Raw genomic sequence first — 23,681 nt, 5'->3', positions numbered from 1 at the left:
CACGACCGTGCGGGGTGCTCGTTGCACCGGCAAAAAACGCATCGGTCTTTCTAGGTGCAATGCCTGTCGACGGCCTCGACGCTGCCATTGCAAGACTGGGACCTCGGCACGTCCCGCTGGCGGCTCTCCAATCACACTACATCATGTGGCCGCACTACGGAAGTGCCGCCGAGGTCTGCAATTGGGCCGTTCGCTACATACTGCGCTGCCGCACGAACTTGGTCGCTATAGGAGCAAACCGGACGTAGTCACCAGTCACATGACGCCGCCGGTTTTATAGGTACATGGCCTAGATCGATACCGGGCGGGCTAAGTGGGCAAGAACAAGGGGCCACCTTAATCGACAGCAAAGACTTGGAAAGACTGGTTTGGCATTGTCCAAGTGAACAATATCTCCGGCGAGATGACTTCCGCGTAGCCGGTCGAGTCGTCCCCAGCATTGATCAGGTCAACCACGGTCAGGCCCTTGCCTGTGTCAAAGTTTGAAGCAGGTGCGCCGGGAATCCGGATGAGGCCCTGCATGCTCGGGCCGTTAGTTCGGATGGCGACTTTGATCTGCGCCGTGTTTCGCCGAGAAAAGCCCGACGAGCGGAAATCGATCCTCTGCCACTGATAAAGGTCGCCGGAGGCGCGACCCATGTGCATGGAGTCGGCCCTGGGCTCGATTGCCGCAGTGGCTGGCGCGACGAGCGCAAACAGACCAATTTGAACGAGCCACGATGTTCGGCGCTTAGCAAAGATCATCAGTCCATCGTCATCAGGTGCTGCTGCAACGCCTTCGGTCGAGCTCGCCGCGCGCAGCCTCTATTGCTGCTGCATTCCAAGTCGCTCTGCGCAAACGCTGCCAGCCTGGACGGGAATGGGCCCGTAATAGAGGCTGCTATCCTTGTCTTCAGTATCGAGACTTTTGATCGTTCCGTTCGGCAATGCAACGACGTTGACCTTGCAAGCGTACCCCCGCGAACTTCCCGATGCGCTCGTTTGACTGTCACGAGAGACCGAAAACGAACTCCCGCTGGCCAGTTGCCAACTAAAGGCGGTCTCGCCGCTGTTCATCTTAAAACTACTTGCCGGCGGTCCCCATCGAACGACTAGAGCGTCAACATTTTTTCCGATGTAATCTTGGCCCAGCCTGGCGCGGTCATCTGCGCCTGTTGCGTAACATCCCCCAGTGCCACACAGAGTACTGCTATCCCTAGCCAACGCATTTCTCCTCCCAAAAAGGTGAATATCCAAACGCAACTCGCGCGGGAGATCAAGGGCGGCTGCTAGTTTTCGAGATCAGTCGCGGTGGAGGGTTAACTGGCTGGAGGATATCCACTCCTCCAACCTTATTTTACTATCGATCTGATCTTGCAGCGTGTTCTTCAGACATGGCGGCATTTCCCACGCTTTAGCTACGGTTGTGAGCTACGCTTTGTGATCAGGCGCAACAGCCTACGGCTCGTTCAACCGCGATATCGCGTGAGCAGCGCGCATACGAGACCTCCGGGCCGAAGGGACGAGACTCATCAAAATAGGTCGGCCGCTTGGGCTCGGTCCTCGGTTGTGTGCAACCAGTGTTGGCCCAGGCTGAGCTGTGAGCTCGAGCAGGGGACAGCAGGGGGCTCTAAGTCGCGTGTTGCGACACAAGTTGCAAACTACGCACAAGGAAGTGCGTGCTCCGATTTTGATTCACAGCTGCGACCACAACTATTTCGTTGTCGATAAAGAAAAACCTGATTGTTGGCGGCAGCGTTGTGACCTTAGACAGACGGATGTTCCTCTTCGCCTCGCCAAGAAGGCCGGTCGAGAGTTGGGAGCTGCGCGGCTCTGCGGTCGCAGCGCAATTCATCTGGTGAGCGCAACATCCTTGAACGAGGCGACCAGCGCCTTCTCCAGCTTTCCCCTCATGCCGCAGAGAATCCCATACGCCGCCTCGCGCGACATGGCCGCCTTGTACTGGCGGTGTTCGATCAGCGCCGCAAAGATATCCGAGATGGTGAGAATGCGAACGATGTCGGTGATGTTCTCGGCGCAGAGGCCGTCGGGATAGCCGCTGCCATCGAGATATTCGTGATGGTGCCGGACGGCATCGAGGATTTCGGGTGAGATGTTGCCGTGCTCCTTCAGCACGTCATAACCCGTCGACGGGTGGGTTTCGACCAGCGCGCGCTCGTTGTCGTCGAGGCGTCCTGGCTTGTCCAGGATCGCCACGGGAATCCTCGCCTTCCCTATGTCGTGGAACATGGCAGCAGTGGAGAGCCGTTCAAGGTCACTTTTACGGAAACCGAGACTGAGACCGAAATCGACCGCGACGCCGGTCACAAGCAGGCAGTGCTGGAAGGTTCCCTCATGATGGCGCCGCACCGTGGTCAGCCATTGCGATAGCCCATGCTCGGAAATCCGGTTGGTGATCTTGCGGCCGGCCTCTTTAGGACCGTCAACGTCGATCCGCTCTCCGAGTGTGATCGAGGTGAACATCGACGCGACGACGTTGGCTGCGGCCTCAACCGCATCGTCGGGCTGCGAGATCCCGCTCGTCGAGCCGGCTTCGGTCCCGGCCGGATCGGCCAACGCGGCGACGAGCTTGATCGGCTCGAGCTTGCCGGGCAATACCAGCGTCGCGCCCAGCGCATAAGCCTGCGAGATGCAGAGGTGGGAGGCTTGCTCGACGAGGAAGATGCGCTTGTTGGCCTTGGCGAAGCGCGCAGCTCTCCTTTTCAGTGCGGCAATGTTTTCGAGGGCCCGCAGGTCGGCACTGACGACGACGGCAGCAGGAGCGTACGGAAGTTTTGCTTGTACATCGAGCCGCTCGCCCGCGACAGTGAACATCCTTTCAAGCAGCGAGCAGAGCCCGAAGAGCTTGTCGGAAGTATCGGCCAGGACGTGCACGAACATGACTGATGCCTTCGTTTGTCGGGTGCCGGTCTGAATTGGCCGTATCGCTAACGTTCTGCATGATCATTGGATCAGATTGGAGCTCGGTGATACTGCTCGGCTCAAATCGGCTTTAATGCGGTTCTGTCGCTCGCGGTTTTTTGGCTTTTCTTGCCATTTGCGTGAATGAAGTGGATGCCGGCCGTGGTTCCGTCGATCCAGACCAACTCGCAGCGCCGATAGGCCAGTCCCGTCAACGACAGAAGCATGAAGAACTCCTTGGCCTTGAGAACGTCGAGCGATCCCTCGACCTCGATCTTGGCGCCGGTGTCCGAGACATCGAGCAGCACGCAGCTCCGCCGCCAGGTGCCGTCGGAGCCCATGAGATTGACGACCTGCCTGTGGTCCATCCGCACCCGAGGCGCCTTGCGACCGTCGAATTTCATCGGCTCCCTCCCGACTTTGCAGTGCGATCTTTAGCGCCGGAGATTTCTCCCCAACGAATGGACCATTGGCTGGTTGAGAGATGAAGGGTTTCAAACCGCTCCTGAGCTCGTGCGCGTTCGCCGAATGAAAGCCGCGCGCGGCGAGTGTTGAGGATGGCCAACGTGGTCTGCCAATTCAAGCGCGATGCCCGGCACGCCATCACCAGACCTTCGCAATCGGACTCCGCCATCAACTGCTCGATGGCCTCCATGGGTGCTCCCGACAGCACCGACAAGGCCGTGAACAGGTTGGCGGTCTCACCCCGGATCGCGAACCGATTGACAGTCGAGTCGCTCAGCTTGCCGCTACGGTTGAGCGATACGATCTCCGACCTCACAGCGGCGTACTCAGCCTCGCAAGGACGCTTCGCTGTCGCCGATACTTCGGAGGATGCGGTTGCATTGGAAGAAACACGCGGACGGGCATCGGCCTTGTTGGCCGGCCGTGGCGAGGCCGACAGCAGCTCCCGAACGACCATGTCCGGGGTGTCTGGCCGCAGCGTCAGCGCTTTCGTGATCTCGTCGTCCTGCTCAGCCCTGACGAGCAAGGCGGCGTAGGCTGCGCCGGAGAATTCCGCGCCCGGATTGCCGATGACGGCCAGGCAAATCCTGCTGCTGCCGCGTTGCAACATCGCCTCAGTCACCGGTTTTTCGATCGTGCGTCGGTCAGCAATTGCGAGAAGGTGATCCTCGCTGCCGGACGTCGCGATCGCTACGAGATCAGCCGGCGATAGTGCGGGAGATTTCCTCAGGATCGGGACTGCGACCGCCGGATCGTCGCACGAGGCGAGACGTCGCAGGGTCTTCATCGGAGCAGTATCCAGCTCGGCAAGCGTCGTGCTGAGCTCGGCGAGCGTGCCGGGCGCAATCCGCCCGGTCAGGCGGATTAGAACGTCGTCAAGCAGGTCGACCTGCGGCTCTTGCAGTCGGTCATTGGCGCCAACGAGCAGCTCGGCCGTGCGCCAGAGCATGCGCGCGCAGCGTTCGGATGAGCTCCTTGCAATGGTGTCGTCCAACTCAGTAATGAGATCGGCCGCAGAAATTGCCCTCATTGGCTGGCCTAAATCGTTTTAAAAAGCGTCACGTTCAATCAGACGTATTGCGCGGGATAGTTGTTAAAATTAGCTTTACTCGCGGGTATTTAGGTGCCGTGAGCATGCAAAATATTGTCGCTCTTCGGAAGAGCGCGCCGTTTCTGGCGGTCATGTCGTCAACAACGCGGTCCACATTGCAGAGGTTGCGAGCTAGTTAGACGGGCAACCGAAGCCAAAGGTCGTTGCTAGACAGCGTACCGGCCGGCGTGGCTATCTCCATATCGACGACGCGGAATGAGCCGGGCTGGTCATCATACAGGTAGCGAAGATGCCAGACAGGGCCAAGTTCTGGTGTAATGGCGAAGTCATCTAAGGCAGTAACGACGTATCGAACGGCATCGCGATGTGCTATCGGCGCGGCGAACATCGTGTCCATCAGCGTGGCAAGGCTCATACCTTCCTGGAGCATGGTTCGCGCGACTCCGTCTCGGTGGACGAGCCTGAGGGCCGATACGAGGGCCGCGATAGCGTCAGGGTTCTTTAGAGACACGGCAGATTCGTTTCAGGCCAAAAGCCGGACTGTTGACGCAAGGGGGCGTGGGCGGCGGTTGCGTGTTTTCGCAGGGCAATGGACGTCTATAACACCTCAGCACGAACCTGAGCCACGCCACGTTTCGTAATCCCCAAGCTGCGCGCGGCGGCCAGCGAGAGGTCGAGGACGCGGCCACGGACCCAGGGTCCGCGGTCGGTAATACGAACCACCACGGACTTATTAGTCTCAAGGTCAATGACGCGGACTCTCGTGCCGAACGGCAGACGGCGGTGCGCCGCGGTTAGTAGATTCCGATCAAACGATGAACCGCTCGCTGTCTTCCCTTTGGCATACGAATAGTAGGAGGCTTTTCCGGAAATAACTCGATTGAAAGATTGAGCGTCTGAACGATCTTTCAAGGGCTCTTGTCCGTTCGGAGGCTGCGCTTGCGGCTCTTCCTTCTTTGTCTGATCGAGTCCTTCAGGAGCGGGCTCCGCGTGAGCATCTGGAACGATGGACCATCTGTCATTGAATGTTTGCCCAACAGCAGGGGTCGCGTGAAGCCCCGTCCAAATTGAGACCACTGCAATCACGATCATTCCAGAAAGCGGACGCATGATCGATCTCACTACAAATCACAAAACAGAGAAACAATGCAAACTCATAAGGCGCGTTCCGGCACATCCGGGATTCATTCGTAAAGAGGTGATTTAATACCGATGTTGCTTGAATGTGTTGCATGGCGGAACGTAGAGGCAGTGCAACAAGCAGATAGCCCGCTGCAACGCATCACGAGGATCGGCGAGCAGTGCTAGAGCCTGAAGCACTGCGAAGCAGCGTCAACATCGCGTGTGCGTGCAGGCGATTCAGTGGCGTGAATCTCTTCGCCTGATTAGAGACGAGGAGGACTTGAACGGACCACGGGCAGCAGCGGGGCGAGATGCCGCGAGCCGCGTAAGGCGCTCCGTACGTTGTCCAGCCTCGCTCGCAGTGGATCGCAACCGGACGTAACGGCCGGCTCGTCACGTCGTTCCGTCGTCGCCGCTCGCAGGAATATTGAAATCTCTCGCTGCAAGCTCCAGCTCGAGCTCAGTGATCCGCTCAAAGATGCGAGCAGCAATCGCCTCCGACTCTTCCGCGGTCAAGGATCGAATGCCCAGCAAAGCAAGCTCGTCTCTGAGAATCTTCGCCACAATCAAATGGATGGCCATTGGATCAATAGTCCTAAACCATGATCCAACCGCAACCGGAGGGCGAACGCAAGTGCTTGGGCGTGTCCCGCGGTGCTCCGGCTAGCCGTCTCGGCACGGAATGCCGAAGCAGCCGCAGGTATCTGGGCCACTTGATTGGTCGCGGTGCACTTTTGCTGAAGCACGAGCTGACCAGCATCTCCGATGATTACCAGAGCGCTTGGTGCGACTGGTTCGTTCAGGACAAGCCGCCATGGAAACAAGAACATGGCGTTTTTTCAGTGACGTCGCTGAAGCTGATCGGATAGGGAAAGCCCGCCAGCGTGAACCGGCGGGCCTCATTTTTAATCAAGCGAACTGAACGTTCACACTCCACGCCCATACTCATGAGTATCCGGGATTTTTGCTGTCATTCGGCCTGCAATATTGACCCCCCGTATTGCCTCACTTGCAGATGTTACCCTGGCGGCGCCGTGGCCGATGACGATCCGAGGTCGCCTGATGGGTCGCGCCAGGTAGCTTTCCCGGCTTGCTCGATGAGAGGGGCTGTGGGCGGGTCGGGCCCTACATAGCCCGAGCCGTCCACAACCCCGGGCAATGGGGCTGCGGTCGTGACGTCCGCAAGCGGCTCCTTCGCGAGCAACTGCTTAACAGTCTTCCGTCGAAGCACCCTCAGCAGACGCTGCACAATAGAATGCTGCGTCGGCCCGAAATCCTCGGGGTATTTCTCGCTCAGCCGGCAGACAATGGCGAGCGCAGTTAGCTGCGGCTGCTCGGCGAGCCAACCCTCGATCACAGCAATATGCGGATCGAGCTTGGACGGCATGCGAACCCTGGTTTTATAGGGCCGACGGGTGCGCCGGTGTGTGGCACGTGGCTCGCCGGAGGTCGTCGTCTTGCCGAGCGTCTTCGCAAAGGTGGCTGTGGTGGCTGGCGCGGTGCTCGTGCTGGCGGCTTGCAGGCCGCGCACTTGTCCGGCACGACGATCGACGCGATTGCCGAGTTCGTCCTGGGTCGCGCGAATCTCGGCCAACAGCCCGACCGGATCGAGCGAGCGATACTGGTCGCGCAGCCGCTTCTTTACGGCTGCGGTGACCTTGGGATGCGCCAATGCACGCTCATAGGGTGTTGATGGGAGATGATAGCGCTTGATCACTTTAGCCCCTTCGCGGCGCTTCTCCTTCAGCTTGAATGACGGCTGGAAGAAGTTGACGTAGAGCCTTGCCGCCGCATAGAGGCGACCCATCACGCGCGCCGTCTCGACGCCATCGAAGCGGCCATAACCCATGAGGCGGCGGACGACGGCACCATTCTTCTGCTCGACGAACGCCTGATCGTTCTTCTTGTAGGCGCGCGAGCGTGTGACTTCGAGCTTCTGTTCGCGACACCATGGCACTACGACATCGTTCATGAAGGCGCTGTCGTTGTCGAAGTCCACACCGCGCAACAGCCAGGGGAACAGGCTCTGTGCGCGGTTGATCGCCTCGACGACCAGCGAACCTTCCCGCGTCACCAACGGCAGGCACTCCGTCCAGCCCGTGGCGACATCGACCATCGTCAGGGTCTGGATGAACGAACCTGCCACCGACGTGCCGCCATGGGCGACCATGTCGACCTCGCAGAAGCCAGGTGGCGGGCTGTTCCAGTCATTGAACGTGCGGATCGGGACCTCGCGCCGGATTGCCGAATAAAATCCGGCACGGCGTCGCCTGCCACCGCTCGCCGCGACCTTCACGTCCACGAGCAGGCGGTCGATGGTTGCGGGGCTGATCGAGAGAACACAGTCACGATCCGCCTGGCCAAGTCGCAATCGGCCATGTTGCTCGAGGGCCGGCAGCAAGGTCGGGATCATCACCTTGAGCCGCTTGCCGCACACCCGATCCGACGCCTCCCACAGCGCCGTCATCGCGTCGTTGATCGTCGCACCATATCTACGCTTGCGCTCTCGCGGTGCCTCAACTGCGCCGGGCCCAACCGTTGCGCGTCGCCGGAGTGCGCGCAGCGCATGCTTGCGATGCCAGCCCGTCGTCGCGCACAGCTCGTCAAGGATCCGCCCCTTCTCCGCTCGTTTGGCCGATCGGTAACGTTCCATCACCGCCGACACCACCTCGCGCCGCGCGCCCATGCTGATCTTTCCCGCCATGGAGGCCACCGAACCAATTTGGTGGCGCCGCTGCATTCATCGGCGAGAAGTTGTCCAGTAACATTCTGGGTGAGGCAATGCGGGGGTCAAATTTGCAAGCCGATTGACACTCTGGCGTCGCTTCCGGCTTTCCAGCGAGCTTCCGTAGCGCGTCGGCGGCATCGTCGCGGGCGTGGGCGGCGCGCCCGTCGGGCGAGAAATAGAGGTGGCGGAACGTGACGGGGCTCGGCGTGGCAAAGCGCTGCGCATTCTGCGCGAACCAGCGCCTCAACTCGTCTCCCGCCGGCTCGCGCAGCGAGGATGCGTCCTCCATGACGAACTCCATCTTCTGCGCCAGGCGGCGCTTGATGATGGTGTCGTCCTTGTCCAGCCCGAGGGCCAGCGCCTCGCGGGAGAGAACCTCCTCGCGGATCTTGCCGTCCAGGAGGTTCTGCGTCTCCTCTGGCGTGGGCGGCCGATGCCACTGCGCCATCCAGGCGATCCGGATCTGGGCCATGTCGTCCGCCGTGATGGCGATGCGATTTGGATTCTGGAGTTCGCCCGCGGCGGGATGGAACACCCTGTAGACGGCGAACAGCGCCGCTCCGATCGCCAGCACGTGCAGCAGGGGCTCATGCAGCCAACGCCCGAGAGGCGACTGTCGCTCATCCAAGCTCATCGCGGCGCCCCGGCGACCGACTCACGGCTTCACCGCTTCCACCTCATAGTTCGCATAGCCGAACTCGTTGCTCCGCGCGGCGATGAGCTTGTCGCCGTGACGATAGACCGTCACCTCGAAGGGGGACCCCTCGATGGTGGTGATGAGGCGGCCGTCGCGGATGTCGTACTGCGCGCCGGCGGCGCCACCGGGGTGCAGCAGGTCGCCGATCTGCTCCGAATCCGGCATCTTGCCGTCGATGCTCGAGATCATGCGCCGGCCATCGACGCCGTAGGTGATCTCGAACCGCTGATCGGTTGCCGTGTTGTGGACCGAGACGGTCTTGCCCACAACGAGATCGCGCAGTTGCGTGTCGTCGAGTGCTGTCGCGCCCCGCTGCCTGAGATCGGCCACCGTCGGGCTGTGAAGCGCCTTGGCGTGCATGTCCGCGGTCGGCGCGTACCAGATAGGGGAGGTCCAGGCGCGCTCCTGAAGGCTCGTCGGCACGTCGCTAGGCGGCGATACGCCCAAGGTCTTGGCGTCGAACGTGGTCCAGCGCGGCGTCGGAATCTCCAGCACCCGCGCGTAGTAGAAGGCGTGCAGGCTCGGATCGAAGTCCGGGTCCATCCATACGGTCTCCAATTCCACGCCGCCGATCGTGTTGGTGTAGCTGGCGTTCTTGACGTCCACGGTATCGCCGACCGGAGGCAGTTTCATGTCGTTGCCGCCATAGAGGACATTCTGAATCGGCGTGCGCGTGAGCACCCGATTTCCGGACCACGCGACGTCATAGATCTTCTCGAAGATCTGGCCGCTCCTGATCCATCCCTTGACCATCTGGATGCGGTCCAGGTTGGCCCCGTCAGGGTCCTTGACCGCCCAGACGATGAAGCTCGGCGCGTTGCCCTTCGGCGGGGGCAGGTCGCCCCCCATCGGTACGCCGTTGGCGTAGGCGGCCTTGACCCAGTCCTTCTGGTTCAGCAGGTCGGGACGCAAATCCCAGCCGCCGAACAGCCGCACCTTCAGGGTCGCATCCTCGAACGCGGAGATCGGGCTCGCAACAATGGCACAATGGCGCGGTTCTATGTGCTCACGATCGAGCCGACTGTGTTATGCGGAGGAATGAGAGCCTGCGATCTGGTGGGTCTTGGTCCGGATTTCGAGCAAAGACTGCCGGAACTTGAGATTTACCTGGAAGGCCTCGTCGCGGACGGCGAGACCAGCGAGGACCGGCTAACCGTCGACGGCCTGACTTTTCTCAGAGAAGAGCAATGGTTGGACGGAAACCGCGATGGCGAAGGAGGTCGCGCAGGACGTGCATGGCGGTGTTGCGCCGAAGACAGGACATTGTTGCCCGATGAAAATCCCGACTATCTTTCACGGCAACTTCTCGCCTTTTTGCGCGATCACGGCAGCGGCGAGCGCCTGGGAGCACAGACGGACCAGCATGATTGATCTCGAACCGTCATATTGAAATAGGGAGGAGCGCGCGATGACCAGGGTCGTTGAGACCACGCGGATTACCGAAAGGCCGGATGCGCTTTGGACGGATATCGGCAGGTTCGGCGCCGTCGGGCAATGGCACCCATTATTGTCCAAGGTCGAGAGTGAGGACGAACGTGCGGGTGCTCTCCGCACGGCCGAAGGCACGGACGGAGATCGACAGATCGAGCGTCTGCTCGAGGCTACGCCGGCACGGCATTCTTACCGCTACCGAATGGAAAAGACGGCCATGCCGGTTCGCGACTACACCGCCGAATTGCGGGCGAACGATAACCACGACGGCTCCAGCACCGTCGTATGGTCAGCGGAATTCGAGCCAACGTCGGACGAGGCAAGGACGGTCGAGAATGTCAGAAATTTTTTGAAAGCGGGTCTCGACAACATTGCGAAGCTGCACGGTCGGCGACAGCCTGGTCCTCCCACATCCGGGCGCGTGCTGGAGCCCGAGCAGCTCGTTTGCCGAACCAACGAGCTGGACATTGCCTATGAGAGGACGGGGCCGATCGACGGCCGACCGCTTGTTCTTGTGCATGGCTGACCGGACAACGTTCGATGCTGGGACAAGACGATCGCGAGGCTCGGCGGGCACAAGTTCTGTATCTACGCACCCTACCTTCGTGGATCGGGGCCGACCGATTCCTGCACGACTCCATCATGCGCAGCGGCGCAATTGCGGCCCTCACGCTCGACCTGTCGCAATTCCTGGACGTTGAATCTGAACGACGTCGTGCTCGCCGACTATGACTGGGGAGCACGTGCCGCATACGGAGTGGCCGCGCTGTTTCCGCAAAGACTGGCCGCTCTTGTGACCGCGGCGGCAGGTTACGCAACCGCCATTCCGCCGCGCAACATGCCGTACGAGCTTGCGAAGTCTTGTTGGTACGAATGGTATGTTGCGACGTCGCAAGGCGAGAAGGCCTACCACGAAGACCGCAGAAGGCTTTGCCGCTATCTTTGGGAGACCTGGTCCCCCGGGGTGGCCAGGCCGAGACTCCGAGTTTGAAGCCATGGCAGGCTCGCTCGACAATCCCGACTGGACTGCGATCAGCATCCATGCCTATCGCCAACGCTGGCACGACGCGCCGGGCGCAGGCGCGCACGAAGACGTCGAGCTCCGTCTGGCCGAGCCGCCCGCAATAGGTGTGCCGACCATCATGCTTCAGGGCGCCGATGACCGCGATAATCTGCCAATCACCTCCGATCACAAGGAGCGATATTTCAAGAACCGCTACGAACGTCGCGTGCTCACGGGCGTCGGCCACTTCGTACCGCGTGAAGCACCAGATGCTTTCGCAGCCGCGATCCTGAGCATGTGCGGCTTTGCAGCGTGAACGGGACTCGTGCGCCTCGTGCCACAGAGGAAAACCTGGTCGGCGGACCTTGGGCGAGGCATCCGGAATTGCCGGCTGTGAAGCGCCTCACCTCAGCCGATTGAGATCACGGAGAAGGTCCTGCAGGATCTCTTGTGCGATCTGCTCCGGCGTCGGCTGAGGGCGAAAAATGCTGAGGATGCGTTTGATCATGACACCGAAACGCTGAAGCCTGCCGGTTCCTCGATGCAGGATTGCGTTATCCTGTGTGGCCAGGGTCAACGTTCTTCGGCGTTTTCTTCTCTCGTTGCGGCGTCATTTTGGTCGGATTTTCCCTGCCCGGCACGCCGCGGGGTCCGAGCTGCTCGCGCTGGATGTCCAGAGTTCTGGCTCGCGGTCATTGATTGGATCTTTAGCCACGTACCCACTCCTCTGGTTCGACCATGTTCGTATCGGCCCCGAACGATCTGGTCAGCCGCCATCTTTGAGCCTCACCGCCGACTGAAGGTTGTTGTCGATCCGCCCGGAGCGCAGCAGATAATTCCACGCGAACCCATGCCGGGTCTGGCCGATTGCCTGAGCTTTCTGCGTTTGCTGATCGCGAGAGGAGATCCGAAAGGCATCGCGCTGGCGACGGGCGCCATCGACGATTATCTGGCGATGGCGCCGGTCAGCGCACGCAGCCGCGGCCTGCGCGTGCTCCAGCAGGATGCGCTCGAGCTGCATGTCACGTCGGTCGGCGTGCAGCGCTCGTTTGCCGAGACGGTGGACGCTTATATCGAGCGGAAGCTGGCGGAGGAGTGAGAGGCTCTGGCTCCGGTTCCCGCCAAACGCTGGCATCGCTCTTGCTGCATGAGGTCTTGATCCCGGCCCGGCCAATCGGGCCGTTTCAGATTGAGGCGATCACATGCAGACAACGTCCCGTTACGAAGCGAACGCGCTCCGCGCTCTGATCTCCGACCTGCGCTGGCGAATCCAGATGCTGGACAGCGACATTGCCGAGGAGGAGCGCAAGGCCGGCAATGCTGACCCCGGCAGTCCCACCTATTCGATGCTGGCTCTGGCCTTGCGGTCGCGCAGGGACAATCTGCGGGCCTCGATCGCCATGCTGCAGGGGCGCGAGGCGCGCGCGGCCGAATTGTCGCGCGCTGCGTGAGCGACTTTCGCGTCCTTCAAGTCGAACGAAAGCGACCGGATATCCCCGCCGCGCGTCCGCGATCCGTCCCCGCGAGGCGGCTTACGCCGGCGGCCGCACGACCATGGTGGCTCCGTTAGGAACTTCCGGGTCCGACCCCGAATTGAGCGGGTGGCCGGTCTCGCCGCCGATTGACCGGCCTGGAATGGCGGCTCCGGCGCCCAAGCCCCCCGTCAGCGCCGGGGCCGTTTTCCGTATTTGACACGTCGGGCAAAACACCGACATGATGGCATCATCAAAAAGTTTGGTTCAGCCCGCGCGGAGCGATCCGCGGCGGGCTTTCTTGATTCCGGCGGGCAGCCTGACATGGCGTCCCGGAGGAACAGCCTGGGGCCCAGGCACTTGTACGGTCGGAGGAGTCCATGCTGACAGAAGCGCAGATCGCACTGCTCTGCGACATCGGCCAGTCCATCGCCTTCAGCGATGAGAACAGGGAAGAGCTGCTCGAGCTCATCACCGCCGGCTACGTGCAAAAGGTCGGCGACACCTGCGAGCTCACCGCCAAGGGAGAGGGGGCCGTGGTGGATCACCGTGCCGGATTGAACGAGGCCGTGATGGCGGTTTGGTCGCTTAGCAATCGCTAAGGCGTTTGACGCGTCGGGCAAAACACTGGCAGAATGGCATCATCGGAAAAGTCCGGTTCAGCCCACGCGGAGCAATCCGCAGCGGGCTTTCCCGTCTTGGTTCGCCGGCAGACCGCGCCGCCCTCAATCATCTCCCGACAGATCGCCGCGCTTCGTCGGCATGTCGAGCGTGCCGCCGTCGCCGTGAACGAAGGTCTCTGCCTTGGTCTTGTCGGCGTCGGCGATGATCGCCTCTCGCGTGTCGCGTTCGCTGTCCTTGCGCGGCTCGGGCTCCGGCAGATTGCGCGAGGTTTTATTGTGTCATGGGTTTTTGTGTCATGGCCGATCCTCCGCGGAAATGGCCCTTGGAGACGGCGGCCCTACCAGGGCTCCCGGTTGTGCGCTTTCCAACTAATAAGGGTTGAGCACACTCTCGAGAAATTGCTCCTTTTCGCCAGGCGCATAACCCTGACAGGAGCCGTAATACGCTTCCGGCCTGCTACAGGGGTCGGCGGACCGGTCGTATTGACGCGGCGCATAGGCAAAGCCCGAGGCTCGACCTGATGGGTACATGTGGTGATGGGGACGAAGCACCGCGTGCCGGTGCCCATGATGCACACTTGCCGCGTTCGCGACCCCGCACAGGCTTATCAAAACGCTCAAGGCCAGAATCGAACGCATCGCCTTTTTCCTGAGGGAGTTTCGCCCCGCCGGCTCAATGATTGCCGTGATGCAGCGTTCCAAAGGAACCCGGTTTCTTGCACCTATGCTTCCTCAGGTTCGCGAAACCCATCGTGAGTGTCCGTATCCGCCGGAATTTGCCTGGGGGCCGCCGCAGCCCTATCTGAATCGCGGACTGCGGTCCGGATGAGCCGGCCGTTGCACATAGGGGTTCGACAGGCACATGGCGGAAAGGCCCGCAGCGGTCGCTCTGCATTCGTCCCACGAAGCAAACTGGCAGGTGATATAGCTGGAGCCACCCCACTGCCATTTCTGCATGCACACCGGAGCATTTCCGGCGAACCGTTGAGCTGAGGCCGGAGTGGCCACAGCCATTGTGATCCCGACCAGGAGGAGAGTGGGAAGCGCGCGCATGATGGTACTCCGGGGGTTCGCGGTTGGAGGGAATAATCTCGAAAGAGATTTTCGACCGTTTCAAAGTCAAGCGCCAGAAGTCTTTTGCGCTCTAGCCTTGCGGCTGCCGATCTTCCTTTTCGGCTCCGCGAGCTACGATCTTGAGTTGCTCATCCGGTAAAGGCCGTTGAAGGATTTTCGCCTCATCCCACGGCGCTCGCAGCCACCTGTCTCCCTCTTCCGCCGTCGTCAGTATCACCGGCATGGCCTTCGGATGAATCGGCTCGACGACCGCATTCGGCGTCGTCGTGAGAAATCCATAGACCTGATGCGGCCCCGGAACGGGCTTTGACTTCGTACCGCGATCACCATTGAAGGTAGTCCAGATGCCGGCAAACGCGAACAGCGGTCGTGACTCCGCGAGCGCGAACCACACAACATCTTTCTTCTTCGTCTCCGGGTTCGGCTCCGGCGCGTATTCGGCAAAGCTGTTGACCGGCACGAGGCAGCGGTGCTCCGGCTTGAGGCAGGCGCGCCAGTGCGGGGAGGAGGTATTGCGAATGTTGGTCACGGGCGGGCCGCCGGTGCGCGGCGGAGGCGGCATGCCCCAGCGCATCATCACCATCTCGCGTTCGCCGTTGCCGGCATCGCGGATGACCGGCGCCGGATAATCCGGAAAAACGCCCGGCATCGGCGCGAGGTTGCCTTCATAGCGCCGGACAACGCGGAAGAGATCGGCGATCGCCGCCTGGTTGGTGGTGATCGAATAGAGATTGCACATGTTGCAAATCAGTCCCTAACGCTCGCCGGGCCACCAATATGACGCCGGATGATCGGCTGAAATCTTCGTAGGCCTTAGCGCCACCAGCGCGCTTCGCTTGTACGGGTAGCGCCGCACCTGCGAGCAGTCCTTGCACCGCATATAGCGTTCAAGCTCGTGAACGGGCGTTGTCTTTGGACGTCGAATAATATCGAGGGCCACAGTCTGATTGGTATCGCATCCGAGGCATCGAATCTCAAGATAGAGGAAGCCGGCGTTGATGGCGTCGCCGATCGTGGGTGATGGCTGAGCTGGACCCCTGTAGCCGAGCATCCAGTAATTCCACGCAACGCAGGCGAGCTTATCGGCTTCCTTGCGCGCGCTCGCGGCTTGTTCAGCCGACATCTTGATCTGGGTTCCGTAGAGATAATGGCGCGATTTCGTGGACATACGGCATCAAAGCCAAGCCGCGAGGCCTTGGCAAATTATCGATCCCTAGTGGTGTCGGCCGCGAAGGTCGTACTCGGTTTGGTGGCTGTGGAAAAAATCGGGGAGCGAAGAAGAGCCGACCTGGCAGCAAAGAAGCAGACCGCTCGCGGTCGCGATCAAGACCGCGCGCGCGTGGCGGGTGGGCAAAAGTACGAAGTCGACTATCTTCACCGCGGATGCGGAACGGCGCGTCTGCCGATAGCCGGCTGTAATGGCGGCTCTGGCGCGCGAGTCCCCCCGTCGCGCGCCGGAGTCGATTCGGTTTATCCTCATAAAGAGCTTGACCCGTCGGGCAAAACACTGCCAGAATGGCATCATCGAAAAGGTGTTCGGTTCGGCCCGCGCGGAGCAATCCGCCGCGGGCTTTTATTCGTCCAAAGCTTTTATGTCGCCTGTTGACCCGGAGCTGACCTCGCCCAGAAGACCGCTGCGCGGTTGGGTGAACGATTTCGGGTTCAGGACCTCGGAAGCGACGGCTCCGACCGTCGAGTTAGGGAACGATGCCTCGGCAGGCCCACGCGACGTTTGCAAAGGACCTCGGGCCATCGGGCCGGCCGGCCTCGTAGGCATCGCGCACGGCGGCGTCGGTGCGCGCTCGCTCCGCAGCGTCGAGGGCTACCACATACTTGCCGAGCGGCTCTTCGCCAGCGGCAATCGGCGCCCAATAGTCAGCAAAGCTTTGGTAGTCCATGCGGATCGTCAGCTCCATTTCCGCAATATCCACCAGACGCTGTTCGGCAAAAGTCCGTCTCAGTTCGCCCGGCTGCATCATCGGTTGAAAGCAATAGCGACTGCGCAGCTGGCGCCCGCTTTCACCGAGTGCCGCCACCGTGTCGACCATCATGCGCATGCCGGGCATGCCGCCGAGATGATCCCACACTGCTGCCGCGACCACGCCGCCCGACCGAACGACGCGGCGCATCTCGCCTACTGCGTTGCCCGCTTCGGGAACGAAGTGGAGCACGAGAAGCGCCATAGCGCGGTTGAACGTGCCGCCCTCGAAGGGCAACGCGCAGGCATCCGCCTGTCGGACCTTTATTCGCGGGTTTGTGTTGCGCCGATCGCCTCCTCGACAAAGACTGGTGAATAGTCGACCGCGGCGATCTCGGCGAGGTCGGCGGCTTCAGCGAGCGCGAAGGTCAAGCTCCCGGTACCGCAGCCGACGTCGAGAATCCTTTCGCCGTAGGCAATCCCTGTGAAGTCGATGAATAGCCGGGCGAGTCTTCGGCTCCAGCGGCCCATGAGCTGCTCATAGCCCGCGGCGTCGTGGACGTTCAATTCCGAGGTCATCGAAGTCTCCATGCGCTCCAAATTCTTAGACCTCAACGGGGTGACCAAGCCGCTAAAGCAATCGCATTGCAATCGCGGCGAGCACGCCGTGCGGCTGCTTTATGATACGTATAAGAAGATCTATCACGGCGAGCTCCTTTTGACGGTTACCATGCCTCATCGAGGCCGAGATGCTCGAACAGCTCGCGACGAAGCTCAACGAAGTGCGGATTGCCCCGGTGGCGAGGATAGGGCTGGCTGTTGACGACTTCGGCCTTGATCCGTGCAGGTCGGTCGCTCAGCACGATGACGCGGCCGGCGAGCAAGAGCGCCTCCTCGACATCGTGCGTGACCAGCAGCGCCGTGAAGCTCGAGCGCTGCCAAAGTGATACAAGTTCCGCCTGCATCGCGATACGAGTCAGCGAGTCGAGTTGCCCCAAAGGTTCGTCAAGAATGAGCAGCTTCGGGTCGTTGACAAGCGCGCGCGCCAGAGCCGCTCGTTGCGCCATGCCGCCGGAAAGCTGGTGCGGGTAGGCATTGGCGAAGCCCGTGAGTCCCACCAAGCGCAGCGCGTCTTCGATACGTCCGCGATGGGTGCGAAGCAACCCGCGGGCTTCCAGACCGAGCGCAACGTTGCTCCATACCGTCCGCCATGGATAAAGCGTGGGGTCTTGAAAAACGACGACGCGCGACGGATCGGGTGCTTCGATCTCCCTTCCCTCCGTTAGCAGGGCGCCGGCTGTTGGAGTGTCGAGCCCCGCAACCAGCCGCAGCAAGGTCGATTTTCCGCACCCACTCGGCCCCAGGAGAGCAACAAATTCGCCGCGGCCGACCTGCAAGCTGATGCGGTCCAATACCGGCAGGGGCTGCCCTTCGAGATCGAAACGATGGCTCACTTCGCGGAGCGTTAGCGTCGATCCACGGACCGCGTCATCCCTTGCGATCGCCGCTACCATCGCACGAGACCTTTCTGCCAGGATAGCAGGCGGTCCCGCAAGCGGAAGAGCAGCGTGATCAGACCGGAGCACAAAAACGCCATGAGCAGCAGCGCGGCGTACATGTTGGCATAGGCCGCCCAACCCTGCGCCCATTGCAGATACCAGCCGAGCCCCGCCTTCACGCCCAGCATTTCGGCTACGACAAGAACCGCAAACGAGTTGCCGAGACCCATAAACAGGCCAACGAAAACATGTGGCATTGCCGCCGGAATGGCCACCTTGAACACGAGGAAGCGCTGGGTTGCTCCCAATGTCCGCGCAATATCGTAGTAGGCGCTCTTCACGCCGGCGACGCCCGACCAGGTGAGCACGGTGACCGGAAAGCCAGTGGCGAGCGCAATCAGGAAAATGCTGGCGCTGAAGCTCGACGGGAAAACGAAAAATGCGAGCGGCAGCCAAGCTGTCGCGGGCAACGGCCCGATGAACCGCAAAACTGGGTGGATCCAATAGCCGGCGCGCTGCGACCAGCCGATCGCCACCCCGGTTACGAACCCTATCGCGGCACCGAGAAAATAGCCGGTCGCGAGCAGACGAGCTGAGGCGAAAACGCCTTCAGCCAGCCGTCCCCAATCGTCGATTGCGACTTCGACAATGGCCTGCGGCGGCGGGAAAAACGGCAACGGCAGCAATCCAAGCTTTGCTGTGACAGCCTCCCAAGCAGCCAAAAACAACGCGAGCGCGAATAGCCACGGAGAAAGTCGTTGGAAACTCCGAAAAGCAACAAAACGAACGGCGGCAAAGACCGCCAAGGCAAGGGCAAGCGCCAATGCGCCGCAGGCAATGGCCAAGCCGTCCGTGTAGGCCCAATCGCTCTCGGGCCTATCCGGCCAGAACGCAGTGAGCGCGGCGACCATAGACCATGCCACGGCAACAGACAGTCCGCCGATCAACGATCGAATGGTCGAACTTTCAAAAAAGCCGAAACCCGATTTCTCTGATGGCCTCGGCACTTCATCGATGACCGAGCTCACTGCGGATATTCCCAATCGGCTCAGCTTAGAACGTCAAGATAAATCCGGTCGGCGAACTTGGCCGGATCAGTGCTTCGCTTGATGACGTTCACTGCCCTGAGTTCATCGGTGTAGAGTAGAAGTTGCTTCTTGAGCTCCGCCCCAACGGGATGCCTGTGGTGAGTATGGCTGCGATACATAGTTGCGAGATCCTCTAGGGACCCTCTCCCGCCGTAGCCCGAATAGATTGCTGCGGCATCGGCGGGATCGTTGGCAACTCGGTCTGCCGCTTCCAGTATCGATCGTGTCAGAGCGGCTGCCACCGGCATTTCGCTTCGGGCGAGGCTGCCACGTATCGCGAGAACGCAGCAAGTGCGGTCGGCGAATTCACCCGTTAAGTTCGTCGCGATCTCGTTAAGTTTGCCTTCCTTGAGCCAAAGATAGGGAAGCGGATCTATCTCGGCCAGCGCCTGCACTTCGCCCTTGTCGACGGCAAGCGCGAGCAGATTGGCCGGGTACTGGCGCCACTCTACCTCTTGGGCCGGATCGATGCCCTTTTTGGCGAGGTAGATCGAAAAGAAGTTCTTCGCTGGGCTCGCTTGATCGCTAATCGCGATAGCCTTGCCGCGCAGGGACTCCAGGCTGTCAATATTCGCAGCCTTGGAGCCGAGGAGCCGGATGCAGCCGCCGTGCACACCGGCGGTGATCCGAACATCGAAACCCTGCTCCAGCGGTTTGAGCCAGCGCAGGGCCAATCCCAAACCGGCATCCGCCTTGCCAGTCGCAATCGCCTCCAACAACTGGTCCGTCGAACCGCCGAAATTGACGAAATCGACATCGAGGTTGTGCTTGGCGAAAATACCCCGTTCCTTTGCGACTGCTGCAGCGACCGTGCACGCCGCGTTCGCGTTCCAGGCGATTTTTAGTTGGCGAGGTGGGCCCTGCAACTCTTCACTGTTCGTTGCGGCGCGGCAAATAAAAGGCTCGCCAGGAATATAAGACAGCGATCCAGTCCCGGATGCCGTCAGCGCGCGAGCCGCTCCAAACATTCCAAACGGCGCCGCGGCGCCGAGGGTGCAAACCAACGTCAGCACCGAGCGTCGGGAGAAGGCGCCTCGTTTCGCTTCGGACAGACCTTCCGTAAAGCTGTTGCCAATTTCGCGCTTTTCCATGTGTCGCTCCCAAACTCGCGTGTGAATGGAATAGAACAGGTGGCGCTTTGCGTAGCCTTTGCTCGCCTCTCTCTCTCATTGGGCTTCATCTGAGCCCGTCTGCTACGCAAGTGTGAAGCGGTTCACGTTAACGCAAAAAATTGGAAAGAGATAGCTGGTGCGGCGATTAAGGCTCTTGTCAATCGTATTGACCTACTCACGGCAGCGTCTGTCGCATTTGATCAAGATCAGCGCGGGTGGATGATCGCTATTTCGGTCGTGCGCACACAGCTACATAAAGCTTGCATTGCGCGAATTGAAAGACGCCTATACCCGGGATCATGCAGGATAAGGCTTAACTGCCAACGCTAAGTCCAGCATGCTCTGGAATAGTCGTCGGCTCGTCGCAGCAGAACGGAAGCTACTGCTTAAGCTTTGCGCCTTCCCATATCGGCTTCCCGCTTTGCTTGCTTGATCGCGGCAATGCCATCAATGTTGCGCCGGAGCATCCTTGCAGGGAGGTCGCATGATTACCGCCGTTGTACGATACAAGCTGCCGCCGCAGATCGACTACGCCGCGTGTCGCGAGCACTTTCACAAGATCGCACCCAACTTCCGCGAGGTGACCGGGCTGATCAGCAAGCACTTCATCTGGTCCGAAATCGGCTGGGCGGGCGGCGTGTACCAGTGGGAGCGCATCGAGGACGCCAAGGCGTTCTACACCGGGCCTTGGCTCGAGGGCATTATCCAGCGCTACGGCATGAAACCGCAGATAGATTTGTACGAGGTTTTTGCGGTGACGGACAACACGTGCGGCGAGGTTGAACTGTTCAAGGATATCGTTGCCTCCAAATGACCCTGCGCAAATATCGCTCATCTGCTGCCTAGCGCGTAGAGCTGGCGGTTGCGTTAGAGGATGGCACGCAGAGCCCTCGCATCATCGAATCTACGCCGAGACCGAATGCGCTGATCACTTCTGATCTTGGCCCATCTGAGACTTTAGGCATTTAACCTAGAATGGCGCAGCGTCGAGGTGCGATCAACGCTCAGTTTATATTAACTTGTGGGGGTCACATGAGGACGTTTTCTCTAGCGGCAGGGGGTATCTTGGCCGTGATGATGCTGTCATCGACTGCGACCGCAGCTGAGTTGAGGGTTCTGGCCGGTGGCGCCATGACAGCAGTGTGGGCGGGCCTCAAGCCGAAGTTCGAACAAACCTCAGGCCACAAGCTTGATATCTTCTTCGGCACCACTCCGAACCTGATCAAGGAAGCGACCTCCGGCAAGCCGTTTGATGTCGGCGTCGTGCCGGTCGAGGTGATGAGGGACGCTGGCGCGCGATCACATTTCGCAGCTGGGCCGACGCTGGACATAGCTCGTGTCGGCCTCGGTGTCGCGGTTCGCGCCGGTGCGCCGAAGCCCAACATCTCCACGCCCGACACGTTAAAAGCTGCCTTGCTCCAGGCGGAATCGGTCGCCTCGATTCCGGAAAGCGCAACCGGCTATTCAATAGCGAGGGTATTCGAGCGCCTCGGCATCACCGAGCAGATGAAAGCCAAGATGAAAGCGCAGCCGACGCCGGCAGAGGTCGTCGCTGTGGTTGCCAAGGGCGAGGCTGAACTCGCGCTCTTCCTGATGAACGTCTTGACGGTGCCGGGCCTCGATGTGGTTGGCCCGTTCCCTGCTGACTTGCAGCAGGATGTCGTATTCACGGCCGCGCTCGGTGCGGGTACGAAGGAAGCCGCAGCCGCGAAGGCGCTCGTCGACTACCTGAAAACGCCGGACGCCATATCGGTGATCAAGAGCAAAGGTATGACGCCGGGGTGAAACAACAGCTGCTTCGTGGGGCAACGACGTTCAATCGGCGCTGCTACAGCGGATTGCTTAACCCGCTGGTGCATATGGACCTAAGCCGAAGTTCGCTTGAAGACGTGTCATTTCGGCTCTCAGAGGCGGACCGGACGCCGATCCAGCTTGGCGTCTACCGCCGCTTGTGACCCAGAGTCGACGCGAGCTTCGTTCGCATGCGTTCAGGTCGCTGGTCTGTTTCCATCCGGCGTGGGGTAGTGACCTGTTTCCGAGCGCGATGGCCTAGTTTGAATTTGGCGATGGCTTGATCTGAAAATGACCCCAGCTCCAGGCAATGGGGGGACGATGGAGCTGGGGCCCATTCGGGGTCGCCCTTGGGGAAGGGCATCGGGAAACCTACTACTCGGCAAAGCGTTCCCGTCGTTTAGGAACGGCAACCTGACTGCTTGAGTTTGTATGCGGGCAGACATGGAGAAATGCCATGTTGACGCTGTTGGTACTGGCTGGAACCGTAGTGATGATGATCGTCGTTACTCTCGGTCTCTTTAAAGCCGCTGGGCTGAAGCGAGTGGAGGATTTGGTTCCTGCGCCTGAGAAGACGAATGAATCGGACCAACTCCGCGAGGAGTAAGGCCGCCTCAGTTGGCGGGCCCGCTTGCATCCGGCGCCGACAATTCCGCTGGTGGCTCAAGGCCGACATAGATCCGGTCGGCACCCTACCTCGCCTTTCGAGTAAAGCGGACAGTCGGGTCTATTCTGATTTGACACGTCGGGCAAAACACTGGCAGAATGGCATCATCGAAAATCCGAAGTTGGCTCGCAGGGTGCACCCGCTGCGGGCCTTTTCATTTCAACATAGGCTTTGACACGTCGGGCAAAACACCGGCAGAATGACATCATCGAAACGAGTTTGGTTCGCCCGCGCCGGAAGCATCCGCCGCGGGTTTTTCGTTTCGATTTCGAGATCGGACGGCGTCCCGCGCATCGCGGCCTCGCCCTCGTTGAAACGCGTTCATGGAGCGCCGATCGGCGCGCCGCCGTCCGAACCATTTTGGCCGTGCACGCGCGAACGTGCCGGCCCGAGGTGTGAGCGCTGTTCGCTCGCGCCGCTGCGGCCTCCGGACAAACGGAGATAGGGTTCGCGCCCGAAACGATCGCGTCGTCACGCGGTCTGCCGCGCATTTTGTTTGCTGTGGAGAGAGCATGACCGCCTATCTGATATCGCTCGCGGTCGCGGGCCTTGTTGCAATCGCGTTGTGGGAAGGAATCTCTGGATGGAAGTGAAGCAAGAGGGCGACGCAACCCCTTGCGGCGTTGTCGCCAAAAGGCAGTTCAGGCAAAGAACGATGACCGAGCTGCGATCATTGGCGAGAAGCTTTACCAAGGGCGCGATCGACGTGCTCGTTCACCTCATGTCGAGCAAGGAAGTTGCGCCAGCGGCGCGCGTCGCTGCGGCAATTGCGATCCTCGATCGCGGTTGGGGAAAGCCGGTGCAGCCACACGATGCCGAAGGGTCGATTGAGCTGATTCATCGGATCGAGCGCGTCATCGTGCATCCGGATAACTTCTCCAGGCAGGCTGCCGAACGGATCGATGACGCAGCACTCTTGAACACCTCACCAGCGACAACCGAGGGGAATAAATCGCCATGATCAACAATAGGCCGACTATTCCAGCCAAATCGACATCCTTGACAAGCCAGGAGCCTGCAGCACCCGAGTGGTCTCGTT

27 protein-coding genes and 2 pseudogenes are annotated in these 23,681 nt (G+C 60.6%); 12 read left to right on the top strand and 17 right to left on the bottom strand.

Going from position 1 to position 23,681, the window contains the following annotated elements; translation table 11 throughout:
* Nucleotides 1–336: 336 nt before the first annotated feature.
* The 7 genes from ABID59_RS09565 to ABID59_RS09535 all read right to left on the bottom strand — a co-directional run bounded on the left by ABID59_RS09565 (nt 337) and on the right by ABID59_RS09535 (nt 6,121).
* A complete protein-coding gene (locus ABID59_RS09565) occupies nt 337–744 on the bottom strand; it encodes a hypothetical protein (RefSeq protein ID WP_354083223.1) in 408 nt (135 codons plus the stop codon).
* Between the two features lie 1,086 nt (nt 745–1,830).
* Entirely contained in the window at nt 1,831–2,880 is a 1,050-nt protein-coding gene (locus tag ABID59_RS09560) for an HD-GYP domain-containing protein (RefSeq protein WP_148749722.1), read from the bottom strand.
* A gap of 101 nt (nt 2,881–2,981) precedes the next feature.
* Complete coding sequence (locus tag ABID59_RS09555) at nt 2,982–3,305, bottom strand: PilZ domain-containing protein (RefSeq protein WP_279684449.1); 324 nt, start codon at nt 3,303–3,305, stop codon at nt 2,982–2,984.
* Nucleotides 3,302–4,396, bottom strand: a complete 1,095-nt coding sequence (locus tag ABID59_RS09550) for a DUF2336 domain-containing protein (protein ID WP_354083222.1) — start codon at nt 4,394–4,396, stop codon at nt 3,302–3,304. The genes ABID59_RS09555 and ABID59_RS09550 overlap by 4 nt, the downstream gene beginning before the upstream one ends.
* 196 nt (nt 4,397–4,592) lie before the next feature.
* Nucleotides 4,593–4,847, bottom strand: coding sequence for a hypothetical protein (locus ABID59_RS09545; RefSeq protein WP_354083221.1), 255 nt, complete (start codon nt 4,845–4,847; stop codon nt 4,593–4,595).
* A gap of 167 nt (nt 4,848–5,014) precedes the next feature.
* Nucleotides 5,015–5,527: a septal ring lytic transglycosylase RlpA family protein gene (locus ABID59_RS09540; protein WP_148749726.1), complete on the bottom strand. Its 513-nt coding sequence runs from the start codon at nt 5,525–5,527 to the stop codon at nt 5,015–5,017.
* 405 nt (nt 5,528–5,932) lie between these two features.
* A complete protein-coding gene (locus tag ABID59_RS09535) occupies nt 5,933–6,121 on the bottom strand; it encodes a hypothetical protein (protein ID WP_148749727.1) in 189 nt (62 codons plus the stop codon).
* A 20-nt stretch (nt 6,122–6,141) separates the two neighbouring features.
* Here ABID59_RS09535 and ABID59_RS09530 point away from each other — a divergent pair, with 20 nt between their 5' ends.
* Nucleotides 6,142–6,408, top strand: coding sequence for a hypothetical protein (locus tag ABID59_RS09530; protein ID WP_354083220.1), 267 nt, complete (start codon nt 6,142–6,144; stop codon nt 6,406–6,408).
* A 149-nt stretch (nt 6,409–6,557) separates the two neighbouring features.
* Here ABID59_RS09530 and ABID59_RS09525 read toward each other — a convergent pair whose 3' ends face one another.
* Genes ABID59_RS09525 through ABID59_RS09515 form a run of 3 tightly spaced genes read right to left on the bottom strand, consistent with a single transcriptional unit; the run spans nt 6,558 to nt 9,900 of the window.
* The gene (locus ABID59_RS09525) at nt 6,558–8,243 is read right to left on the bottom strand and encodes an integrase catalytic domain-containing protein (protein ID WP_354083219.1); all 1,686 of its coding nucleotides are present in this window, start codon (nt 8,241–8,243) and stop codon (nt 6,558–6,560) included.
* Nucleotides 8,143–8,901: a hypothetical protein gene (locus tag ABID59_RS09520; RefSeq protein ID WP_354083218.1), complete on the bottom strand. Its 759-nt coding sequence runs from the start codon at nt 8,899–8,901 to the stop codon at nt 8,143–8,145. The genes ABID59_RS09525 and ABID59_RS09520 overlap by 101 nt, the downstream gene beginning before the upstream one ends.
* Before the next feature lie 21 nt (nt 8,902–8,922).
* Nucleotides 8,923–9,900 (bottom strand): DUF3604 domain-containing protein, encoded by a 978-nt coding sequence (locus tag ABID59_RS09515; RefSeq protein ID WP_354083217.1) that lies wholly within the window; start codon nt 9,898–9,900, stop codon nt 8,923–8,925.
* 51 nt (nt 9,901–9,951) lie between these two features.
* Here ABID59_RS09515 and ABID59_RS09510 point away from each other — a divergent pair, with 51 nt between their 5' ends.
* From ABID59_RS09510 to ABID59_RS09485, 6 genes are all read left to right on the top strand, one after another.
* Complete coding sequence (locus ABID59_RS09510; RefSeq protein ID WP_354083216.1) at nt 9,952–10,335, top strand: hypothetical protein; 384 nt, start codon at nt 9,952–9,954, stop codon at nt 10,333–10,335.
* A gap of 37 nt (nt 10,336–10,372) precedes the next feature.
* Nucleotides 10,373–10,921 carry an SRPBCC family protein gene (locus ABID59_RS09505; RefSeq protein WP_354083215.1) on the top strand — a complete coding sequence of 183 codons (549 nt, stop codon included), beginning with the start codon at nt 10,373–10,375 and terminating at the stop codon, nt 10,919–10,921.
* Between the two features lie 352 nt (nt 10,922–11,273).
* A complete protein-coding gene (locus tag ABID59_RS09500; protein WP_347340218.1) occupies nt 11,274–11,714 on the top strand; it encodes an alpha/beta fold hydrolase in 441 nt (146 codons plus the stop codon).
* 534 nt (nt 11,715–12,248) lie between these two features.
* A complete protein-coding gene (locus ABID59_RS09495; RefSeq protein WP_148749738.1) occupies nt 12,249–12,497 on the top strand; it encodes a hypothetical protein in 249 nt (82 codons plus the stop codon).
* A 103-nt stretch (nt 12,498–12,600) separates the two neighbouring features.
* The gene (locus tag ABID59_RS09490; RefSeq protein WP_354083213.1) at nt 12,601–12,849 is read left to right on the top strand and encodes a hypothetical protein; all 249 of its coding nucleotides are present in this window, start codon (nt 12,601–12,603) and stop codon (nt 12,847–12,849) included.
* Between the two features lie 401 nt (nt 12,850–13,250).
* Entirely contained in the window at nt 13,251–13,472 is a 222-nt protein-coding gene (locus ABID59_RS09485) for a hypothetical protein (RefSeq protein WP_148749740.1), read from the top strand.
* A gap of 819 nt (nt 13,473–14,291) precedes the next feature.
* Here ABID59_RS09485 and ABID59_RS09480 read toward each other — a convergent pair.
* The 3 genes from ABID59_RS09480 to ABID59_RS09470 all read right to left on the bottom strand — a co-directional run bounded on the left by ABID59_RS09480 (nt 14,292) and on the right by ABID59_RS09470 (nt 15,735).
* Nucleotides 14,292–14,546 carry a DUF3551 domain-containing protein gene (locus tag ABID59_RS09480; protein WP_148749741.1) on the bottom strand — a complete coding sequence of 85 codons (255 nt, stop codon included), beginning with the start codon at nt 14,544–14,546 and terminating at the stop codon, nt 14,292–14,294.
* 91 nt (nt 14,547–14,637) lie between these two features.
* Nucleotides 14,638–15,306 (bottom strand): SOS response-associated peptidase, encoded by a 669-nt coding sequence (locus tag ABID59_RS09475; protein ID WP_354083211.1) that lies wholly within the window; start codon nt 15,304–15,306, stop codon nt 14,638–14,640.
* Nucleotides 15,307–15,321: 15 nt separating this feature from the next.
* On the bottom strand, nt 15,322–15,735 hold the full coding sequence (locus ABID59_RS09470; RefSeq protein ID WP_148752690.1) for a hypothetical protein: 414 nt from the start codon (nt 15,733–15,735) through the stop codon (nt 15,322–15,324).
* Between the two features lie 120 nt (nt 15,736–15,855).
* Here ABID59_RS09470 and ABID59_RS09465 point away from each other — a divergent pair.
* A pseudogene (locus ABID59_RS09465) lies at nt 15,856–15,939 on the top strand (DUF3606 domain-containing protein); the annotation flags it as partial.
* Nucleotides 15,940–16,264: 325 nt separating this feature from the next.
* On the opposite strand, the pseudogene ABID59_RS09460 reads toward ABID59_RS09465, so the two are convergent.
* The 4 genes and pseudogenes from ABID59_RS09460 to ABID59_RS09445 form a co-directional block, all read right to left on the bottom strand.
* A pseudogene (locus ABID59_RS09460) lies at nt 16,265–17,064 on the bottom strand (class I SAM-dependent methyltransferase).
* A 146-nt stretch (nt 17,065–17,210) separates the two neighbouring features.
* Nucleotides 17,211–17,999, bottom strand: coding sequence for an ABC transporter ATP-binding protein (locus ABID59_RS09455; RefSeq protein ID WP_148756346.1), 789 nt, complete (start codon nt 17,997–17,999; stop codon nt 17,211–17,213).
* The gene (locus ABID59_RS09450) at nt 17,993–18,940 is read right to left on the bottom strand and encodes an ABC transporter permease (RefSeq protein ID WP_354083592.1); all 948 of its coding nucleotides are present in this window, start codon (nt 18,938–18,940) and stop codon (nt 17,993–17,995) included. Before ABID59_RS09450 ends, ABID59_RS09455 begins: the two co-directional genes overlap by 7 nt.
* Nucleotides 18,941–19,032: 92 nt before the next feature.
* Nucleotides 19,033–20,163 (bottom strand): ABC transporter substrate-binding protein, encoded by a 1,131-nt coding sequence (locus ABID59_RS09445; protein ID WP_246230567.1) that lies wholly within the window; start codon nt 20,161–20,163, stop codon nt 19,033–19,035.
* Nucleotides 20,164–20,668: 505 nt separating this feature from the next.
* On the opposite strand from ABID59_RS09445, the gene ABID59_RS09440 reads away from it, so the two are divergent.
* The 4 genes from ABID59_RS09440 (at nt 20,669) to ABID59_RS09425 (ending at nt 23,603) form a co-directional block, all read left to right on the top strand.
* Nucleotides 20,669–20,998: a hypothetical protein gene (locus ABID59_RS09440; protein ID WP_354083210.1), complete on the top strand. Its 330-nt coding sequence runs from the start codon at nt 20,669–20,671 to the stop codon at nt 20,996–20,998.
* 161 nt (nt 20,999–21,159) lie between these two features.
* Entirely contained in the window at nt 21,160–21,969 is an 810-nt protein-coding gene (locus tag ABID59_RS09435) for a molybdate ABC transporter substrate-binding protein (RefSeq protein WP_246230002.1), read from the top strand.
* 463 nt (nt 21,970–22,432) lie between these two features.
* Nucleotides 22,433–22,582, top strand: coding sequence for a hypothetical protein (locus tag ABID59_RS09430; RefSeq protein ID WP_354037427.1), 150 nt, complete (start codon nt 22,433–22,435; stop codon nt 22,580–22,582).
* A gap of 643 nt (nt 22,583–23,225) precedes the next feature.
* Complete coding sequence (locus ABID59_RS09425; protein WP_354037428.1) at nt 23,226–23,603, top strand: hypothetical protein; 378 nt, start codon at nt 23,226–23,228, stop codon at nt 23,601–23,603.
* Nucleotides 23,604–23,681: the final 78 nt, after the last annotated feature.

Source organism: Bradyrhizobium sp. S3.3.6, from assembly GCF_040546905.1.
In the GTDB taxonomy this organism is placed as follows: Bacteria; Pseudomonadota; Alphaproteobacteria; order Rhizobiales; family Xanthobacteraceae; genus Bradyrhizobium; species Bradyrhizobium cytisi.
Note: the sequence above shows the minus strand (reverse complement) of the source record. Positions and strands in the feature narration are given on the sequence as shown.

Excerpts from the sequence above, each read along its gene's own strand:
- ABID59_RS09480 (WP_148749741.1), bottom strand. The coding sequence starts at position 14,546 with ATGCGCGCGCTTCCCACTCTCCTCCTGGTCGGGATCACAATGGCTGTG.
- ABID59_RS09550 (WP_354083222.1), bottom strand. The coding sequence starts at position 4,396 with ATGAGGGCAATTTCTGCGGCCGATCTCATTACTGAGTTGGACGACACC.
- ABID59_RS09445 (WP_246230567.1), bottom strand. The coding sequence starts at position 20,163 with ATGGAAAAGCGCGAAATTGGCAACAGCTTTACGGAAGGTCTGTCCGAA.
- ABID59_RS09565 (WP_354083223.1), bottom strand. The coding sequence starts at position 744 with ATGATCTTTGCTAAGCGCCGAACATCGTGGCTCGTTCAAATTGGTCTG.
- ABID59_RS09485 (WP_148749740.1), top strand. The coding sequence starts at position 13,251 with ATGCTGACAGAAGCGCAGATCGCACTGCTCTGCGACATCGGCCAGTCC.
- ABID59_RS09425 (WP_354037428.1), top strand. The coding sequence starts at position 23,226 with ATGGAAGTGAAGCAAGAGGGCGACGCAACCCCTTGCGGCGTTGTCGCC.
- ABID59_RS09520 (WP_354083218.1), bottom strand. The coding sequence starts at position 8,901 with ATGAGCTTGGATGAGCGACAGTCGCCTCTCGGGCGTTGGCTGCATGAG.
- ABID59_RS09430 (WP_354037427.1), top strand. The coding sequence starts at position 22,433 with ATGTTGACGCTGTTGGTACTGGCTGGAACCGTAGTGATGATGATCGTC.
- ABID59_RS09435 (WP_246230002.1), top strand. The coding sequence starts at position 21,160 with ATGGCGCAGCGTCGAGGTGCGATCAACGCTCAGTTTATATTAACTTGT.
- ABID59_RS09495 (WP_148749738.1), top strand. The coding sequence starts at position 12,249 with ATGCCGGGTCTGGCCGATTGCCTGAGCTTTCTGCGTTTGCTGATCGCG.
- ABID59_RS09470 (WP_148752690.1), bottom strand. The coding sequence starts at position 15,735 with ATGTCCACGAAATCGCGCCATTATCTCTACGGAACCCAGATCAAGATG.
- ABID59_RS09560 (WP_148749722.1), bottom strand. The coding sequence starts at position 2,880 with ATGTTCGTGCACGTCCTGGCCGATACTTCCGACAAGCTCTTCGGGCTC.
- ABID59_RS09505 (WP_354083215.1), top strand. The coding sequence starts at position 10,373 with ATGACCAGGGTCGTTGAGACCACGCGGATTACCGAAAGGCCGGATGCG.
- ABID59_RS09440 (WP_354083210.1), top strand. The coding sequence starts at position 20,669 with ATGATTACCGCCGTTGTACGATACAAGCTGCCGCCGCAGATCGACTAC.
- ABID59_RS09555 (WP_279684449.1), bottom strand. The coding sequence starts at position 3,305 with ATGAAATTCGACGGTCGCAAGGCGCCTCGGGTGCGGATGGACCACAGG.
- ABID59_RS09510 (WP_354083216.1), top strand. The coding sequence starts at position 9,952 with ATGGCGCGGTTCTATGTGCTCACGATCGAGCCGACTGTGTTATGCGGA.
- ABID59_RS09545 (WP_354083221.1), bottom strand. The coding sequence starts at position 4,847 with ATGCTCCAGGAAGGTATGAGCCTTGCCACGCTGATGGACACGATGTTC.
- ABID59_RS09490 (WP_354083213.1), top strand. The coding sequence starts at position 12,601 with ATGCAGACAACGTCCCGTTACGAAGCGAACGCGCTCCGCGCTCTGATC.
- ABID59_RS09525 (WP_354083219.1), bottom strand. The coding sequence starts at position 8,243 with ATGGCGGGAAAGATCAGCATGGGCGCGCGGCGCGAGGTGGTGTCGGCG.
- ABID59_RS09540 (WP_148749726.1), bottom strand. The coding sequence starts at position 5,527 with ATGCGTCCGCTTTCTGGAATGATCGTGATTGCAGTGGTCTCAATTTGG.
- ABID59_RS09475 (WP_354083211.1), bottom strand. The coding sequence starts at position 15,306 with ATGTGCAATCTCTATTCGATCACCACCAACCAGGCGGCGATCGCCGAT.
- ABID59_RS09535 (WP_148749727.1), bottom strand. The coding sequence starts at position 6,121 with ATGGCCATCCATTTGATTGTGGCGAAGATTCTCAGAGACGAGCTTGCT.
- ABID59_RS09455 (WP_148756346.1), bottom strand. The coding sequence starts at position 17,999 with ATGGTAGCGGCGATCGCAAGGGATGACGCGGTCCGTGGATCGACGCTA.
- ABID59_RS09500 (WP_347340218.1), top strand. The coding sequence starts at position 11,274 with ATGTTGCGACGTCGCAAGGCGAGAAGGCCTACCACGAAGACCGCAGAA.
- ABID59_RS09530 (WP_354083220.1), top strand. The coding sequence starts at position 6,142 with ATGATCCAACCGCAACCGGAGGGCGAACGCAAGTGCTTGGGCGTGTCC.